Raw genomic sequence first — 17,552 nt, 5'->3', positions numbered from 1 at the left:
CAACTCACAACTCAGCATTCACAACTCCTCACTCAATATTATGGTTTGAATTTCTCGTAAACTTCTTTGCCTGTTGCAGGGTCTTTTCCCCAAAGCTCTACATATACCACCGAAGGCATCATGCCACTTTCGTCAACTTTTACAAATACTTTTTTAAGAATTTGCATTTTCCCGTTAATGGGAAATAATGCTACTGGTTCGCCTTGTGGAGTAATTTTTACGACAAACTTTCTTTTGCGATATGCCAAAAAGTGTCCGTCATAACTTTCTTTTTCCGTCTCAACTTCTTTAGTATATAAACCATAAGCAAGGGTTCGTTGAATATTAGTCAATTCTTGTTTGCGCCCACCTTCATTATATTTTATCCAATAAGTATGCACTGGACTTTTAGGATTTAGTTTTTTATCCGCCGTCAGGTTGGCATCATAAATTACTGTATTTGAATTAGAACTTCGCTGAATATAAAATAAACGAATATCTGTATCAGGAGGAGTTGGGAAAACATCGGTTGCAGGAACCGTCTTGTTTTTTTGAGCTAAACTATTGAATACAAATAGAATAGAGAGGATAATGATTGTTTTTGAAAATCGCATTAGTAAAGATATTGTTTCCTCTAATTTTCAATTTACACATCAGAGGACAAGCAGTTAAAATGTCTTGTTGATTGTTTTTATCCAATTTATTTTCTTTAAAAAGAGCTTTTGTCATTGGAAGGCTCAAAGGTAACAAAGCTTATCAAGATTTTTGTTCCTTAAAAAGTATTTTGCATAATTTTCTACGAAGGTATTTCATTTTTATTGTTTGAAAAATACTTAAATGAGTAAACGATTATTTATTCAAAAAGATGTTTGAATAAAGGCTTCATCACAATTGTAATTTTGTATTTTTAACAGATTCATTTACGAACAACAATCGTCATCAATAATTCATCTAAATTTGTAAATACGGAATAAGCATACTCACAAAATAAAAATCATGAACATTCTCATTATTGAAGACGACGAAAGAATTGCCTCTTTGGTAAAACGAGGATTAGAAGAAAACGATTATACCGTTACGCTTGCTTACGATGGCATGATGGGGCGAAAATTGGCTTTACAAAATGATTATGATTTAATCATCACGGATATAATTTTACCGAAACTCAACGGTTTAGAGCTTTGCAAAGATATTCGCTCAGCCAAGCCAGATACTTTGATTATTATGCTTACTGCTTTGGGAACGACTGATGATAAAGTAGAGGGTTTTGATGCTGGAGCAGACGATTACTTGGTGAAACCTTTTGATTTCAGAGAATTGCACGTGCGTATTCGGGCTTTGATGAAACGCCAAAATGGCAAGACAAACCATCAAGGATTTATCTTGAAATATGATAATTTAGAATTGAACAACCAGACAAAAACCGTAAGTCGTTCAGGAATTGATATTAATTTAACGCCCAAAGAATTCAAATTACTAGAATACATGATGCAAAATGCTGAAAGAATTCTGAGTAGAACTGAAATTGCTGATAAAGTTTGGGATACGCATTTTGATACAGGGACTAACTTTATTGACGTGTATATCAATTACTTACGTAAAAAGATTGATAAAGATTTTGAACCTAAACTCATTCATACAAAATCTGGAATGGGTTTTATCTTTAAGGCAGAATGACAATCAGAGAAAAACTAAGTTTACTTTTTACTTTAATCACCGCAGCCATCTTGATGATTTTTGCGGCTTTGGTCTATTATGCTGCTTATCAAAATCGTGAAACAGAGTTTTACAACCGCTTGAAAAAAGAAGCAATAACGAAAGCCAATCTTTTTTTTACTGCAAAGGTAGATTCAAAAACACTTCAAACGATTTATAAAAATAACCGTGAAACTATTAATGAAGTAGAAGTAGCTATTTATGACACAAACTTCAAATTACGCTACCATGATGCTTTAGACATTGATTTTGTGAAGGAAACCAAGCAAATGATTGATGAAGTAAAGCAAAAAAATGAAGTGCGTTTTTATCAAGATAATTGGCAAGTTGTAGGCTTACTCTTCAGTATTGAAGGAGAAAAGCATATTGTGATGGCTGCCGCTTATGACCAATTTGGCTATAAAAAATTAGAAAATCTTAGAAATACCATTCTGATTATTTTCATTGCTTCAATCATTCTGATTTATGCGGCAGGTCGATTTTTTTCTAAAAAAGCACTCTCGCCTGTGACTATCATTGTGAATAAAGTAAAGAAAATTACGGCTTCAAACCTTGATTTACGCTTGAACAATACACAGGGAAGGGATGAATTAGCCGAATTGTCAAGTACTTTCAATGAGATGCTCGACCGTCTGGAAAAATCGTTTGATGCTCAAAAACAATTTGTATCCAACATTTCGCATGAACTGAGAACACCCCTTGCGTCGATGATTACTGAGTTGGAACTTTCAACACATAAAGAAAGAAGTACTACAGAATATCAAAGCGTTATTCAAAATACTTTAACAGATGCCCAAAAGCTCGCCCGACTTTCTACCAGTTTATTAGATTTTGCGAAAGCAAGTTATGACCCATCTGAGATTTCTTTCAGAGAAACTCGTTTAGACGAAGTACTTTTAGACGCCCGTCATCAAGTACAACGCCAATACCCGACCTATTTGGTTGATATTATTTATAAAAACGAAGTTGAAAATGACGAAGAACTTTCAATGAATGGCAATGAATATTTATTGAAAGTAGCGTTTGCCAATTTGATTGAAAATGCCTGCAAGTTTTCGGACAATAAAAAATGTATTATTTCAATTGTTGTTCAGGAGCAAAAAATAAAGCTTGGTTTTACTGATGAAGGAATTGGTATTTGTGAAGAAGAAATCGCTCAAATTTTTACTCCTTTTTTCAGAGGAACAAACAAAAAATATACAGATGGAAATGGCATAGGTCTTTCGCTTACACAAAAGATTGTCAAGCTGCATCATGGTGAAATTTCTGTTGATTCGACTGTTGGGAAAGGCACAACGTTCAGCCTAACATTTGAACATTTGTAGTGAAGTAAATATTTTAGAGTAAATTTTTAGCGCCTATTGACGCTAAAAGTTTACTCCCAATCTAACAGCCATTCTATTTAATTCATACTCTTTCGTTGTTGTATAAGGATACTCCGATGTTCCCGAAGTGGTTACTGTTTTGAAAGCATTGTGTTTATAGCCGACACTCAATACAAAATTTGCTTGTCCGCCAGTTGGAATTAATAACCCAAGTACTGGACTAAGTGCCAAACCTCCAGATGCTGTCTGGTTATCAGATGCGTCATCATTCAACCAAGTAAAGCCATAGCCAGCATCAATACCAATGTATGGTTTTACTTTTTTTGTATTTGCTTTTCCATATGTATTTCTAATACCGACTGATACAGGCACAATTTGCATAGCATTAAACCAATCGACGCCAACAGTTACCCCAGCAGAAAGCTTATCAAAAATTTTATAGCCATTATACGACTGAATCGTGAAATTTGTCCTTCCATCAACAGGTGTGGCATAAGCTTGTTGAGAAATTTGATAAGACTTGCCAAATAAGCCCCCGAATTCGGTGTAATTGACATATTTATTTTGGAAAAAACGTTCTATTTTACTCGTTTTTTCCTGAGCAAAACTCGCTGAAAAGAGGAAGCAAAACAATATAGTTAGTCTATTTTTCATGTTCTTTAAGGCTTATTAGTTTTCTTTTTTGACCAATATTTTACTTAATAACTTCAGATTGTTTACATCTCTGTAATCGTATTGATACAAACCGTCTTTACCAATAAGCATTAAAGTGCCGTTCAGTGGAATCACGTCAAAAGTATCCATTTCTTTAAAATGTTGGATTTGCTGAATATCCATAGGATTGGTTGCATTGAAAGTTTTCAGCCCGCCTTTACCTTCACAGATAAAAAGCTTTTTGTTATCAATTCCCAAACCATAAGGGCTTTCCATCGTGTATGATTTTTTCAATATCGGCGTAGCAGGATTTGATACATCAATTACATCCAACTGATTGGCATTAGCGGCGCCACAACGAGTAAAATTATTGACTGAACGAAGCGTCACGTAAGCAATGTCATTTTCAACTACCACTGGGTCGCAAGCACGAACGTGGTCTAAACGAGATAAATAAGTAGGATTATTGGGATTTTCGTTATTCCAAATTTGCATTCCAGTGGTTGTTCCTAAGAATAATTTGTCTTTATAAGGAAAGATGGTTTCTATCCCAAAACCTAATTTAATAGAAGCATCCTTTACAGGTTTTTCAGGATTTGCTAAGCTGAAAAGCTTCATTTCGTCGTTAGTAACAGCGTATAAATGATTATTCACGATGGCAAATCTTGCCGTTGAACCACCAACTCCAGCACCATTTGTTGCTGTAGCTTTATTACTACTTCCAGAATAAAAGCTTGATAGATTCCAAGAATCATACATCACAGGATAATAATAAGGTCTTGGGTCGCAAGCTACTTCTTGAGTGGTGGTGTACCATTTCCATTTTGAATCATAAATGGTTTGATTATTTGCGTTATAACTCCAAGAAATTCCATCAGCAGTACCATAAGTAAATACTTCGTTGACTCTTGATACTTCTTTAATTGCAGTAGGATTACTAATATCGAATGCAACAAAATCCGTATAACTATCCGCATAAAGGATATTTCCTTGAACTGCGATGTCAATATTTCCTAATACTTGTATAAAAGCGATGGCTTTGGGTGAAGCAGGATTTGAATTGTCGATAACATGAAAACCTTTTTTTACTTCGTTGATAAACAAGTAATTATCTTTCACGTAAATCTTTCCGGGATTCACTAAATCTTGTGGGGCTAGTGTTTTTACACTCGTTCTGAGTTCATTTAATGAAATCATTACCGATTCATAACCTCTGTAAGTATTGGTTTCTACACAATTATCCTTACAAGAAGTAAAAGCAATCAACAAAGCAAAAAATGTGACTGCTCTAAGTAAAAGTTTTTTCATGAGCAATGTGCCTAAAAAGGCATTAAGAGGTTAAACATTCTAACACAAATTATTTAGCTGTACAAAGTCCATTTACACAATCAACGTTTGGGGGCAAAACCATTGCACAATCAGAAATCCTGTTATATTTTGTATTCAATTCTTTTTGGAAATCGGTATATGCTTTTACCTTTTCAATCAATACTTTTTCATCCACTTTAGATAAAGAGTAAATCAAAAAGCCAGAAGGACCTCCACATGCCTGCGCACCAATTCCCATTACTTTACAATCATCACCAGCGCAAGCTCTGTTTTGTGCATACGTTTCCATTTCTGTGTATAGATTTGAAAGCTTTAAATTGTCTGCTTCTTCATCACCGAGTAAATCATTGTTCTTGCAAGAGAAAAATAGTACAAAAGCAAGAATAGGATAAATAATTCTGAATGCTTTCATGGCTTTATTTTACTTTTATGCTAGTATAAATTGTTCCTAATTTCTGACCAAAAACGTGTAAGTATTTAGGGAAAGGCTGATTCATAATATCTGTTTCACGATAAAAAATAGTATCGTCAATTCTCCAAGATTTAACAGCTTTTCCTTTCTCCTTTCTTTGCAAGAATAACATTCCTCCATCTGCACAACCAGGGCAACCAAACGTCCTACTTTCAACACTTGAAAGCTCAGTCGGATATTCACTCAATACAGTTTTAACTTTATCGTATTCACTATCAGGTAGTTTAAACCCTGAAAATTGATATTGCTCTTGGTCTTTACAGAAAACATTACTGGTGTCTGCGTAAAGTTTTCCGTCGTTAATCATATAAATAGCAGAAGCTCTACAGCCCCAACCTAAGCCTACATGACCAAAAACTAGATAATCTTCAAGTGTTTCTGCACTTACTTTCTGTGAAGAATTAAGTACTTCTATTTCATTTTTTGAACAAGCTAACATTCCTAAAATCATTAGGAAAACGGATGATAAAATGAGTCTTTTCATGTTAATTATTGTTGATAGGTTCCTACTCCAACTGATACTTTTACATTTTTAAAAATTGACTTTTTCTGAGGTTTTGGTTTTGTTGGTTCATAATATGGCGTTGCTTCGACAGGTGCAATAATGCTAGGTTGTTGCCATTCACGAGTAGCACTTTTGGTTGATAAAGGTGTTAATTGCTCAATAGAATCTGCAAGTTTTGTACGTTCTAAAGGTTCTTCTTCTACAATTTCTAAAGGTTGCTCTTCCGATAATTCTATCGGAAGAGTCTTTGTTTTAAGGGGTAATTCAGGGACTAGAGGTTGAATGTTTTTCTCAATTTTTTCATTGACGATAGGTGCAGGACTCTTCAACAATGTTTGTTTTTCTAACTTGATTTCCTCCTGTAGAATAGGCTGAATTTCATTACTAATGCTGGTATTGGCAATAAAAACCCAATAACCTATACCAAGCAATGCCACTAAAGCACTTCCTAAATAGTAGAATGGGAAAGTATTTTTGGGTGTTTGAGGCAACGATGGTGTGGCATCAACGCTTAATCCTTGCTCTATCTTATCCCAAACGGCGTCAGATGGAGTCAAAGAAGTATCGTCAAAGGCGTTTTGCCATTGTTCCTCAAATGAATTATTTGTAAAATCGTTCATCATTAGCTATTTACGGATAATTGACTTTGTAAAATGGCCTTAGCTCGTGCATATTGTGACTTTGATGTTCCTTCTGTAATATTTAACATTTCAGCGATTTCTTTGTGTTGATAACCTTCTATGGCATAAAGGTTAAAAACCGACTGACAACCTTTGGGTAATTTGCGAATCATTTCAATTAATTCTTTGAAATGAATGCCTTCGATACTTGTTAAACCATCAGTAAATTGATTTTCGTATTCTTGTACATCACTCATTCCTTGAAAATGCTGTTGCGCACGAATATGATTGATGGCAACATTGATAACGATTCGCTTAATCCATGCACCCAAGGTACTTTCTCCTCTGAACTTACTTAAATTTTGAAATATCTTAATAAATGCTTCTTGTAATACATCCTCAGCCTCTTCTTTATTTTGGGTATAGCGAGCACAGACCACCAACATTCTACCAGCGTAAGCATTATATAGCTTTCGTTGGGCGTTTCGGTCATTTTGCAGACAGGCCTGTATGAGCTGTTCTTCGTTTTCCAAAATCTATTAAAATTTAATTAAAGAGGCTTATGTAATGGTGAATTAGCGATTTTCCCTTCCCGAGTCTGGTGTCTTCACCAGACCTCATCCAACTGTCGTCATTGTTCCTATCTCTACGAATAATTTTATCGAACAACAACAGAGCTAACCGCTACATTACAAAGACGTTAAAACGTTAGAAACAGTTGGAAAAGCTTGCAAAAAAAATTATATTTTTCTGTGTCTTTACTTACTTATCAACACTAAAGCCACTAACTATTGGCTTTTTATTATCTTTGCATTCTAAAATTTGAAATTTTACATTCTGTGAATCAAGAAATAAGAGACAAATACGAAGTCGTAATCGGCTTAGAAGTACACGCTCAGTTACAAACTGAGAGTAAAATTTTTGCGGCCGATGCTGCTTCATTCGGTGCTTCACCTAACACACATATTTCGCCCATTACACTCGGACACCCTGGTACTTTACCAAAATTAAACAAAAGAGCTGTTGAGTTTGCGATGAGAATGGGTATTGCGTGTAATTCTCAAATCACTGAAAATCAATATTTTGATAGAAAAAATTATTTCTATCCAGATCTTCCAAAAGGCTATCAGATTACTCAAGATAAAACACCTATCTGTATGGGAGGTGGTGTTCATGTAAAGCTTTCTACAGGTGAAAAAACTGTTCGTTTTCATCATATTCACTTAGAAGAAGATGCAGGAAAATCTTTGCATACCGACGGTTCAAGCGATAGTTTATTAGATTATAATCGTGCAGGAACGCCATTAATTGAAATGGTAACTGAACCAGAAATTAAATCTGCCGAAGAAGCCGCAACGTTTATGACCGAAGTACGAAAACTAGTTCGTTACTTAGGCATTTGCGATGGAAACATGGAAGAAGGTTCACTTCGTTGCGATGTAAACATTTCTGTGATGCCTGTCGGAAGTAAAGTTTTCGGTACAAAAGTTGAAATCAAAAACATGAATTCAATGCGTTTTATTCAGAAAGCCATTGAATATGAAATTGTTAGACAAATTGATGCGGTAGAAAATAACGAAAAAATTATTCAGGAAACTCGCAGTTTCGACCCAGCCACTGGACGTACTTCAGGAATGCGTGAGAAAGAATCAATGAATGATTATCGTTACTTCCCAGAGCCAGATCTTGTGCCTTTAGTGATTTCAGAAGAATGGCTTTCGTCTGTAAAAGCGCAAATGCCAGCTTTGCCTTGGGAGCTTTTAGCGAAATTTACCAAAGAATATGGTTTGCCAGAATACGATGCACACGTTTTAACGGATTCAAGAGAAATTGCCGAATACTTTGAAGCTACTTGTAAGTTTACAAAACATTACAAAGCTGTTTCTAACTGGATTATGGGAACGGTAAAATCTTATTTGAATGACCATAATTTAGACATTACTCAGCTAAGTATTACTCCTGAACAATTAGCACAATTGATTCAATTGGTTGATGATGGAAAAGTAAGTAACTCAACGGCTTCGCATCAGATTTTCCCTGGAATGATTGCTGATAATACTAAAACGCCTTTGCAAATTGCCGAAGCGAAGAATCTGATTCAACAAAGCAATACAGATACACTTCAAACGTTAGTTGATGAGGTTTTAGCCAATAATCCTGCCAAAGTAAAAGAATACAAAAATGGCAAGAAAGGACTTTTAAGTATGTTCATGGGTGAAATCATGAAGAAATCTAAAGGTTCGGCAGACCCTAAAGTAACCACAGCTTTATTGCAAAAAACCTTAGAAAATTTATAACAGATTTGTTTTTAGATTCCTTGTATTTGTCTAAAATTTGTGCGTCAGCATTTTTCGAAATTCCGCTGTTTGAGCGGAGAGAGTTTCGGAATTTCTTGATTTTCTTTTGTTACTTTTCTTTCATCAAGGAAAGAAAAGTAAGGTCTTTCAAAATAGGAGATTACGTTCAAATCAATACAAATCAAAAATAAATACATGTTTAATTCATCCACAAATCATGAAAAAAATATCACTTATCGTTTTATTCGTACTGGTCAGTATTTACACTTTTGCCCAGACAAAAACGGTTGTCATCACAGGAAAAGTAATGAATGTTGTACCCGATAAAAAGGTGTTACTTCAAGAAATTAATGGTCGTGGAACTGCCATAACGATAGATTCTGCCCAAGTTGCTGCTGATAAATCATTCAAATTCAACAGTAAAATACCTGATGGCGGTGGATATTATTTAGTGAACTTCTTCGGAATGGACCTTAGCCAAAAAGTACTATTGATTCTGGAAGGTGGAGAAAATATCAATTTGGTAGCAGATGGAATGGATACGCCTGCGAAAAGAGGAAGTTTTCAATTAACAGGAAATTCAAAAAACATTGAATACTTCAACCGCATTCTGAAAATTAGTCAGGAATTACAGACCAAAGTAGAATCTTGGAATATACAGGTAACTGCGGCGCAAGCGAAAAATGATAATACTACTATTCAAAGAATTCAGAATGAATTTCAGGCTGCCCAAGAAGCAAATATCAATAAAATTAAAGTATTGATTCCTGAAATGGGAACGAATTTAGTAGCATTGTGGACGGCTGGAAACTTTTTGAATCCTGAAAATGATACAGAAACTTTATTGCAAGTAGCCGAAAAATTTAAGACAGAAAAAGGAAATTCGCCCAATGTGCATATCAAAACTTTCTTGCAACAAGTAATGCGTTTGAAAGGAGTAAATGTAGGTTCGGAAGCACCAGAAATTGCAATGAAAACCCCCGATGATAAAGTATTAGCTTTATCGTCTTTACGTGGAAAATATGTATTACTTGATTTTTGGGCATCTTGGTGCGGTCCTTGTCGCAGAGAAAATCCAAATGTTGTAAGAATGTACAACAAATTCAAAGACAAAAATTTTGATATTTTTTCAGTAAGTCTTGACCAAGAAAGAGATTCTTGGTTGAAAGCCATCGAAAAAGATGGATTGATTTGGAAACACGTTTCTGATTTACAATATTGGAATTCAGCGGCTGCTGTAGCTTATGGTGTACAAGGCATTCCTGCTACTTTTTTATTGGATAAAGAAGGGAAAATTATCGCTAAAAACTTAAGAGGCGAAGAGCTTGAAAGAAAATTAGAAGAAATTCTAAAATAAAGATTTTTCAAAATATTATTCTGCATATTTCAATCCCTGACATTTTTTATAAAACTGTCAGGGATTTTTCATGTAATTTTGTTCTTCCAAACAATCAAAACAGAATATTGAGTAATACTTCTCAGAAATTCTATCACACAATCAATTTTTTGAAATGAAAGTAGCCATCATCGGAGCAGGAAATATGGGAATGGCATTTGCCAAGTCGTTCATCCAATATGATTTAGTCAAAAAAGAAGACCTTTTCCTTATCGAAAAAAATGCAGAACGTGCAGAAGCATTGCGTCTGGAGAAAGCAGGAGTAGTTATTGATACGATTTCTTCAAAAATCGGAGAATATGATTTAATCATTTTGTCGGTAAAACCGCAAGATTTCCCGTCTTTGCAAGAAGAATTGCGTGCCGTAATTCAGCCAAAACAATTGATATTAAGTATCATGGCTGGGATTTCTATTGAAAAAATAATCAGTACGCTCAATCATCCTTTGGTAGTGCGAGCAATGCCAAATACACCTGCTTTGTTGGGAATGGGAATGACAGCTTTCTCGGCAGCAGGAGATATTACTTTGAGTCAATTGAAAAAGATTGAAAACCTGATTAACTCAACTGGTAGAGCGGTTTTCTTAGAAGACGAAAGTCTTTTGGATGCCGTAACAGCCTTGAGTGGTAGTGGACCAGCTTACTTTTTCTATTTGGTAAAAGCGATGATTGAAGCAGGAAAGCAAATGGGCTTTGAAGAGTCGATGTCTGCTTTGTTGGTAAAACAAACGATGTTGGGTTCATTCCATTTAATTAATAATGCAGAGAAAAGTTTAGATGAATTAATCAAAGCGGTGGCTTCAAAAGGAGGAACAACCGAAGCGGCTCTAAAACGTTTTGAAGAAGGACTTTTAGCACAAAACTTACAAGAAGGTATTTTTGCGGCACAAAAAAGAGCGACGGAATTATCGAAATAGGGTTAGAATTTCAGATGTCGGATTTCAAGTTTTAATATCTTGGAATCCGACTTTTAAATTTTTAAAGTAAAAACTACACCAAACAATTCCTCAAATCTTCAATATTTTCCTCATATCTTTCACTTTGATTTACTACAGATTTACTTAGCGTTTTTAACATAAAGTAACATTTTAAGTCAAAATCTTGAAGCCAAAAGGCAATAAGGAAAATCCAATTCCTAAAATCAGGAAGCCAAAATCTATTCTCAGCTTAATTACTTTCACTATAAAATAAACTATTTCAAGCAAAAATATAATTTTACAACTATCTCCTTTATTTTGACACTAATTTTCGCTTTTTTTACATAAATCATTAAACTAACGTTCAAATTCAATCTATATGTCGATAAAAGTTGCCATTTCTCACAAGACGAAATACAAGTTTGATAGAAGCGTCAGTCTATCGCCACACATTTTTAGATTACGTCCTGCACCACATTCAAGGACGGTGATTGAAGGATATTCATTCAAAATTTTTCCTGCAAATCATTTTATCAATTGGCAACAAGACCCATTTGGGAATTATCAAGCCAGAGTGGTTTTTCCTGAAAAAACAACAGAATTGCACGTGGAGGTAGAGGTTATTGCCAAATTACAGGTAATTAACCCTTTTGATTTTTTTGTAGAAGAATATGCTGAAAAATTCCCTTTTCAATACGACGACCAGCTAAAAAGAGAGTTAGGTCCATATTTTGAAAAAAGAGAATCTGGTGAAAAATTAATCAATTGGATTGAGAATAACAGAGTTCATTACGACATCAATACCGTTGATTTTTTAGTTCATCTCAACCAAAGAGTATTTAATGGTTTACATTATAATATCAGGATGGAAACGGGTGTACAAACCTGTGAAGAAACATTAACTTCTTTAAGCGGTTCTTGTCGAGATTCATCTTGGTTATTAGTCCAAATTTTAAGACAACACGGCATTGCAGCAAGATTTGTATCGGGTTATTTGGTACAACTTACTTCTGATATAAAATCTTTGGATGGTCCTTCTGGGCCTGTAGCCGATTTTACAGATTTACACGCTTGGGTAGAAGCGTATGTGCCGGGTGCAGGTTGGATTGGACTAGACCCGACTTCTGGGCTTTTCGCTGGTGAAGGTCATATTCCTTTATCATGCACGCCTGATTATGTAAGTGCCGCACCAGTAACAGGAGCAACAGATATTTGTAATGTTACTTTTGAATTCGATAACCATGTTACCAGAATTCATGAAGACCCAAGAGTAACCAAGCCATATACCGACGAGCAATGGAATAATATCATGCAAGTGGGTTATGATGTAGAAAAAGACTTACAAGAAGGTGACGTTCGGATGACGATGGGTGGCGAGCCTACTTTTGTTTCGGTAGATGACTTTGAATCACCAGAATGGAATTCTACGGCTGATGGAACATTGAAGCGTAAATTGGCTTATGACTTGGCACTTCGCTTGAAAAACCGTTTTGCTCATGGTGGATTACTACATTTCGGACAGGGAAAATGGTATCCGGGAGAATTGATTCCACGTTGGCAATACGCACTTTATTGGAGAAAAGACGGACAAACCATTTGGAAAAATGATGCTTTAGTAGCAAAAGAGAACGACCAGAAGTTTACCTTTCAAGATGCTGAAACATTTACTTTTGAACTTAGTAAGTTTTTAGGTATTAATCAAAGTAACATCCTTCCTGCCTACGAAGACCCTATTTATTGGGCTTTAGAAGAAGGTAAATTACCAGTAAATATTGACCCTTTGACGATGAATCTCAAAGATTCTGTTGAAAGAAGAACTTTGACGAAATTATTAGAAAAAGGTTTGAATAATCCAACAGGATTTGTTTTTCCGTTAAAGTGGCATAGACAAACAGATACTTGGACAAGTTGTACTTGGACATTCAGAAGAAACCATTTATACTTAATTCCGGGGAATTCACCCATTGGTTATCGTTTACCTTTAGATTCTTTACCAGCTTTATCGGATGATAAAAAGGAGTTTCCTGTTGAACGAAGTTCATTTGAACTTTTGCCTTCATTAGGAGAATTTGGGGAAACTGTTCAAAATCGCTATGGAAATATTGCTCCAGATTATGAATTACCCGCTGCGAAAAAAACAACTGATAAGGAAAAAGAGGATTCTAACGAAAAGCAAATCATCTTCGAGATTCCAACCTTTACAACTGCTTTATCTGTTGAAGAAAGAGAAGGTATTCTTTATGTTTTCTTGCCTCCTACAGAATATTTAGAGCATTATTTAGATTTGATGGCTTGTGTAGAAGCTACGGCTGAAAAGCTTCAAATGCCAATTCGTATAGAAGGTTATCCACCTCCATCAGATTATCGTTTAGAAAAACTAAATGTTACGCCTGACCCGGGTGTAATTGAAGTAAATATTCATCCAGCAAAAAACTGGGAAGAGTTAGTACACAACATCAGTGCCTTGTACGAAGAAGCTTTCTATGCCCGTTTGGGTACAGAAAAATTCATGGTCGATGGCAAACATACAGGAACTGGAGGCGGAAACCACGTAACGATTGGCGGTGCAAAACCAGAAGATAGTCCGATTTTACGTCGTCCAGATTTGTTACGAAGTTTAATTACTTATTGGCAACATCACCCTGTATTAAGTTATTTATTCTCGGGACCATTTATCGGGCCAACCAGTCAAGCACCACGATTTGACGAAGGCAGAGAAGAACGACTTTACGAAATGGAAATTGCTTTCGACCAAATTCCAGAAGGTGAAAATGTGCCTTTCTGGATGGTTGACAGAATTTTCAGAAACCTTTTGGTAGATGTTACTGGTAATACCCACCGTACAGAATTCTGTATTGATAAAATGTATTCGCCAGATTCATCAACGGGTCGTTTAGGAATTTTAGAATTCAGAGGGTTCGATATGCCACCTCATAAACACATGAGTTTGGTTCAGACGCTATTGATTAGAGCTTTGATTGCGAAATTCTGGAAAGAACCATACAAGAAAAAACTTATTCGTTGGGGCACAGAACTACACGACCGTTTCCTTTTACCGCACTATGCGTACTTAGATATGATTGATGTCGTAAACGATTTGAAAGATGCTGGTTATAAATTTGACATTTCATGGTTTGATGCCTTCTTTGAATTCCGTTTCCCTTATTACGGCGGTATTACTGTTGATAATACACAGTTAGAAATCCGTTCAGGAATTGAGCCTTGGCACGTTTTGGGTGAAGAATTATCTAATTCAGGAACAGCAAGATTTGTGGATTCATCATTAGAAAAAATTCAAGTAAAAGTAACGGGCTTTATTGAAGGTCGTCATATTTTAACTTGTAATGGTTGCAGAGTACCATTAAGAAGTACAGGTGTAAAAAGTGAATTTGTAGCGGGAGTTCGTTACAAAGCTTGGAATCCACCTTCGGCTTTGCATCCAACCATCGGAGCAGATGCACCTTTGGTTTTTGATATTTTAGATACTTGGAATAATAAAGTAATTGGTGGTTGTACGTACTTTGTATCGCATCCTGGCGGTAGAAGTTTTGATACTTATCCAATTAACAGTTACGAAGCAGAATCGAGAATGATTAGCCGTTTTTGGGGTTTTGGACATACACCAGATGCAGCCGAAACGCAAGAAGCTATTCCAATCAGAAATACTCCAACGATTTCGAGATTTGTGGCAGAAAACAAAAAGGAACTCAAAGCAGATACGCCAATAGAAGTAGTAAATCCAGAGTATCCAAATACTTTAGATTTAAGAAAATATTGGAAGCGAAGATAAACAAACAAGACGATTTGTATTTCTGAGTAATTAATAAAATATTTGGGGAAGGTTTTCGGAGTTAATCCAAAAAACCTTACCCATTTTTATTATTAATACCAATGTCAAAAAAGTCAAAGAATAGAGTCTTTTTATTTGCCGGTCGTGACGATTGGCAAAAAGACACTGGACTAAATCATGTTTTAGTAAATTATACTAAAAAGAAAAATTATAAGATTGTTTGGGAAGATCCTGCTGGAGGTTTTACTTACAAACTTCGCTTAATTGAAAGTCATTACAAAAATATTCCTGCAATCATTAAAAAGCTAAATCTTAGGTTATCTCAGATTCTTTACGCACTCATACATTGGAGTTATTTTATCTATTTGTATGAACAAATCTTCAATCGAAAAGAAAAAGATTTAGTAAAACTGCGTTGTAAAAAATTAAAGAAAAGAATTCAAGAACTAAGTATTGAAAACGAAGTAGTCATCATTTCACGGTCTTCGGGAGGAAGAGTATCTTCTTTCATTGCGGATGAATTAAAAATCAAACATATCATTTGTTTAGGTTATCCTTTCCAGAATCCAGATAATGGCGTTGAGCCAGAAAGGTATCTACATTTAGAACATCTAAAAACACCCATGTTAATTATTCAAGGAATTAATGATGAATATGGAGGTAGTGAAATCAAAGAAAAGTATAAATTTAGCCCGAATATTGGTTTATACTTTGTTGATGCTGACCACAGTTTTAATGTTGATGCCAATACTTGGAATGAAATCTATCACCAAATTGACAACGCTATCGGATAGTTTAATACAAATATTTCATAATCATTAGCGATGAAATGTATTTACTAATGATTGATGAAATGAAAAAAGAATATTAAATCATCATCATCCCGCCCAGTTCTCTCTATCCAAGCTTCTATATTGTATGGCTTCGGCAAGGTGTTCTGTGCGAATATCTTCTGTGCCTGCCAAGTCTGAAATCGTGCGGGCTACTCTTAAAATTCTGTCGTAAGCTCGTGCTGATAATTGTAATCTTTCCATCGCTCTTTTCAATAAAGCTACGCCTGCAGTACTAATTTCGCAGACTTCTTTTACCATTTGCGAAGGCATCATGGCATTTGAGTAAATCGCAGGATGGTCTTTAAAACGAATTGTTTGTATTTCTCTGGCTTTTATTACTCTTTCTCGAATAGCTGCTGAACTTTCCGATTTTCTGTTAGATGACAATTGTTCAAATTTTACTGGCGTTACTTCTACGTGCAAGTCGATTCTATCCAATAAAGGTCCTGAAATTTTGTTGAGATACTTCTGCACTACGCCCGGTCCACAAACACATTCTTTTTCAGGATGATTGTAATAACCACATGGACAAGGGTTCATCGAAGCAATCAGCATAAAACTTGACGGAAACTCAACCGCCCATCTTGCTCTTGAAATAGATACTTTTCTTTCTTCCAAAGGCTGACGCATTACTTCTAAAGCTGAACGTTTGAACTCTGGTAATTCATCCAAAAACAATACGCCATTATGCGCTAATGATATTTCTCCGGGTTGTGGATTACCTCCTCCGCCTACTAAAGCCGCATCTGAAATAGTATGGTGCGGTGAACGATAAGGACGAGTAGAAATCAAACTTGCCTTTGTGCCTAATTTCCCTGCTACAGAATGGATTTTGGTCGTTTCTAAAGCTTCTTGCAAAGAAAGCGGAGGAAGTATCGAAGGAATTCTTTTGGCTAACATGGTTTTGCCAGCACCGGGCGGACCAATCATAATGGCATTATGACCACCAGCCGCCGCAATTTCTAAAGCTCTTTTGATGTTTTCTTGTCCCTGAACATGAGAAAAATCAGCATCATAATCGTTCTGAGAACTAAAGAAAATATCACGAGTATCGGTAACTAGTGGCTCTATTTTTAACGTACCTTTTAGAAAATCGACAGCTTCTTCTAAAGTATTGACGCCGATAATATCAAGATTATTAACAATAGAAGCTTCAGAAGCATTTTCTGTAGGAAGAATAAAACCTTTTAAGCCTTTTTTACGGGCTTCAATCGCAATGGGCAATACTCCTTTTATCGGACGTAAAGCACCATCTAAGGCTAATTCCCCCATGATTACGTAGTCTTCAAGGCTTTTCAAATTGGCTTGTCCAGAAGCATGAATAATTCCTAAGGCAATTGGTAAATCATAAGCAGAACCTTCCTTCCGAATATCAGCAGGAGCAAGGTTTACAACGACTTTGGTACGAGGAAAGAAAAAGCCTGTTTGTTTAATAGCGGATTCTACCCGATGAGTAGATTCTTTGACAGCCCCGTCGGGAAGTCCGACGATAAAGAAATGCTGTCCTTGTCCTTCACTCACTTCAACAGTGATAATGGTAGCATCAACACCATGAACGGCACTACCGAAGGTTTTTGCAAGCATAGATTTTTGTGTTTATGGCGCTTGGTTTGAACAAAATAACAAGAAACAAAGATAAGATAGATTTATAAAAAAGACTAAAGTCTTTGTATTGAATACAACAATTGATTATCTCTATTTTTACAATGAAATATCTTCA

General features: G+C 35.6%; 15 protein-coding genes. 7 read left to right on the top strand and 8 right to left on the bottom strand.

Features of this window, described 5'->3' with window-relative positions; translation table 11 throughout:
• Positions 1-38 precede the first annotated feature (38 nt).
• Positions 39-593, bottom strand: a complete 555-nt coding sequence (locus VB798_RS16775; RefSeq protein WP_323260403.1) for a DUF4833 domain-containing protein — start codon at positions 591-593, stop codon at positions 39-41.
• Between the two features lie 382 nt (positions 594-975).
• Here VB798_RS16775 and VB798_RS16770 point away from each other — a divergent pair, with 382 nt between their 5' ends.
• On the top strand, positions 976-1,656 hold the full coding sequence (locus tag VB798_RS16770) for a response regulator transcription factor (RefSeq protein WP_323260401.1): 681 nt from the start codon (positions 976-978) through the stop codon (positions 1,654-1,656).
• Complete coding sequence (locus tag VB798_RS16765) at positions 1,653-3,020, top strand: HAMP domain-containing sensor histidine kinase (protein WP_323260398.1); 1,368 nt, start codon at positions 1,653-1,655, stop codon at positions 3,018-3,020. Before VB798_RS16770 ends, VB798_RS16765 begins: the two co-directional genes overlap by 4 nt.
• A gap of 42 nt (positions 3,021-3,062) precedes the next feature.
• Here VB798_RS16765 and VB798_RS16760 read toward each other — a convergent pair whose 3' ends face one another.
• Genes VB798_RS16760 through VB798_RS16735 form a run of 6 tightly spaced genes read right to left on the bottom strand, consistent with a single transcriptional unit; the run spans position 3,063 to position 7,133 of the window.
• A complete protein-coding gene (locus VB798_RS16760; protein ID WP_323260395.1) occupies positions 3,063-3,674 on the bottom strand; it encodes a hypothetical protein in 612 nt (203 codons plus the stop codon).
• A 15-nt stretch (positions 3,675-3,689) separates the two neighbouring features.
• The gene (locus VB798_RS16755; protein ID WP_323260393.1) at positions 3,690-4,982 is read right to left on the bottom strand and encodes an LVIVD repeat-containing protein; all 1,293 of its coding nucleotides are present in this window, start codon (positions 4,980-4,982) and stop codon (positions 3,690-3,692) included.
• A gap of 49 nt (positions 4,983-5,031) precedes the next feature.
• Complete coding sequence (locus tag VB798_RS16750) at positions 5,032-5,415, bottom strand: hypothetical protein (protein WP_323260392.1); 384 nt, start codon at positions 5,413-5,415, stop codon at positions 5,032-5,034.
• A gap of 4 nt (positions 5,416-5,419) precedes the next feature.
• Entirely contained in the window at positions 5,420-5,959 is a 540-nt protein-coding gene (locus tag VB798_RS16745; RefSeq protein ID WP_323260391.1) for a hypothetical protein, read from the bottom strand.
• A gap of 5 nt (positions 5,960-5,964) precedes the next feature.
• On the bottom strand, positions 5,965-6,600 hold the full coding sequence (locus tag VB798_RS16740; RefSeq protein ID WP_323260389.1) for a hypothetical protein: 636 nt from the start codon (positions 6,598-6,600) through the stop codon (positions 5,965-5,967).
• Between the two features lie 2 nt (positions 6,601-6,602).
• Positions 6,603-7,133: an RNA polymerase sigma factor gene (locus VB798_RS16735; protein ID WP_184130546.1), complete on the bottom strand. Its 531-nt coding sequence runs from the start codon at positions 7,131-7,133 to the stop codon at positions 6,603-6,605.
• A 306-nt stretch (positions 7,134-7,439) separates the two neighbouring features.
• On the opposite strand from VB798_RS16735, the gene gatB reads away from it, so the two are divergent.
• From gatB to VB798_RS16710, 5 genes are all read left to right on the top strand, one after another.
• Entirely contained in the window at positions 7,440-8,897 is a 1,458-nt protein-coding gene (gatB, locus tag VB798_RS16730; RefSeq protein WP_323260386.1) for an Asp-tRNA(Asn)/Glu-tRNA(Gln) amidotransferase subunit GatB, read from the top strand.
• A 217-nt stretch (positions 8,898-9,114) separates the two neighbouring features.
• Entirely contained in the window at positions 9,115-10,254 is a 1,140-nt protein-coding gene (locus VB798_RS16725) for a TlpA disulfide reductase family protein (protein WP_323260385.1), read from the top strand.
• Between the two features lie 154 nt (positions 10,255-10,408).
• The gene (gene proC / locus VB798_RS16720; RefSeq protein ID WP_323260383.1) at positions 10,409-11,209 is read left to right on the top strand and encodes a pyrroline-5-carboxylate reductase; all 801 of its coding nucleotides are present in this window, start codon (positions 10,409-10,411) and stop codon (positions 11,207-11,209) included.
• A 379-nt stretch (positions 11,210-11,588) separates the two neighbouring features.
• Entirely contained in the window at positions 11,589-14,999 is a 3,411-nt protein-coding gene (locus VB798_RS16715) for a transglutaminase family protein (protein ID WP_323260381.1), read from the top strand.
• Positions 15,000-15,100: 101 nt separating this feature from the next.
• Positions 15,101-15,793, top strand: a complete 693-nt coding sequence (locus tag VB798_RS16710; RefSeq protein ID WP_323260379.1) for an alpha/beta family hydrolase — start codon at positions 15,101-15,103, stop codon at positions 15,791-15,793.
• Between the two features lie 84 nt (positions 15,794-15,877).
• Here VB798_RS16710 and VB798_RS16705 read toward each other — a convergent pair whose 3' ends face one another.
• A complete protein-coding gene (locus VB798_RS16705) occupies positions 15,878-17,416 on the bottom strand; it encodes a YifB family Mg chelatase-like AAA ATPase (protein WP_323260377.1) in 1,539 nt (512 codons plus the stop codon).
• Positions 17,417-17,552: the final 136 nt, after the last annotated feature.

The organism is Arcicella lustrica, from assembly GCF_034930985.1.
Taxonomy (GTDB): Bacteria; Bacteroidota; Bacteroidia; order Cytophagales; family Spirosomataceae; genus Arcicella; species Arcicella lustrica.
Note: the sequence above shows the minus strand (reverse complement) of the source record. Positions and strands in the feature narration are given on the sequence as shown.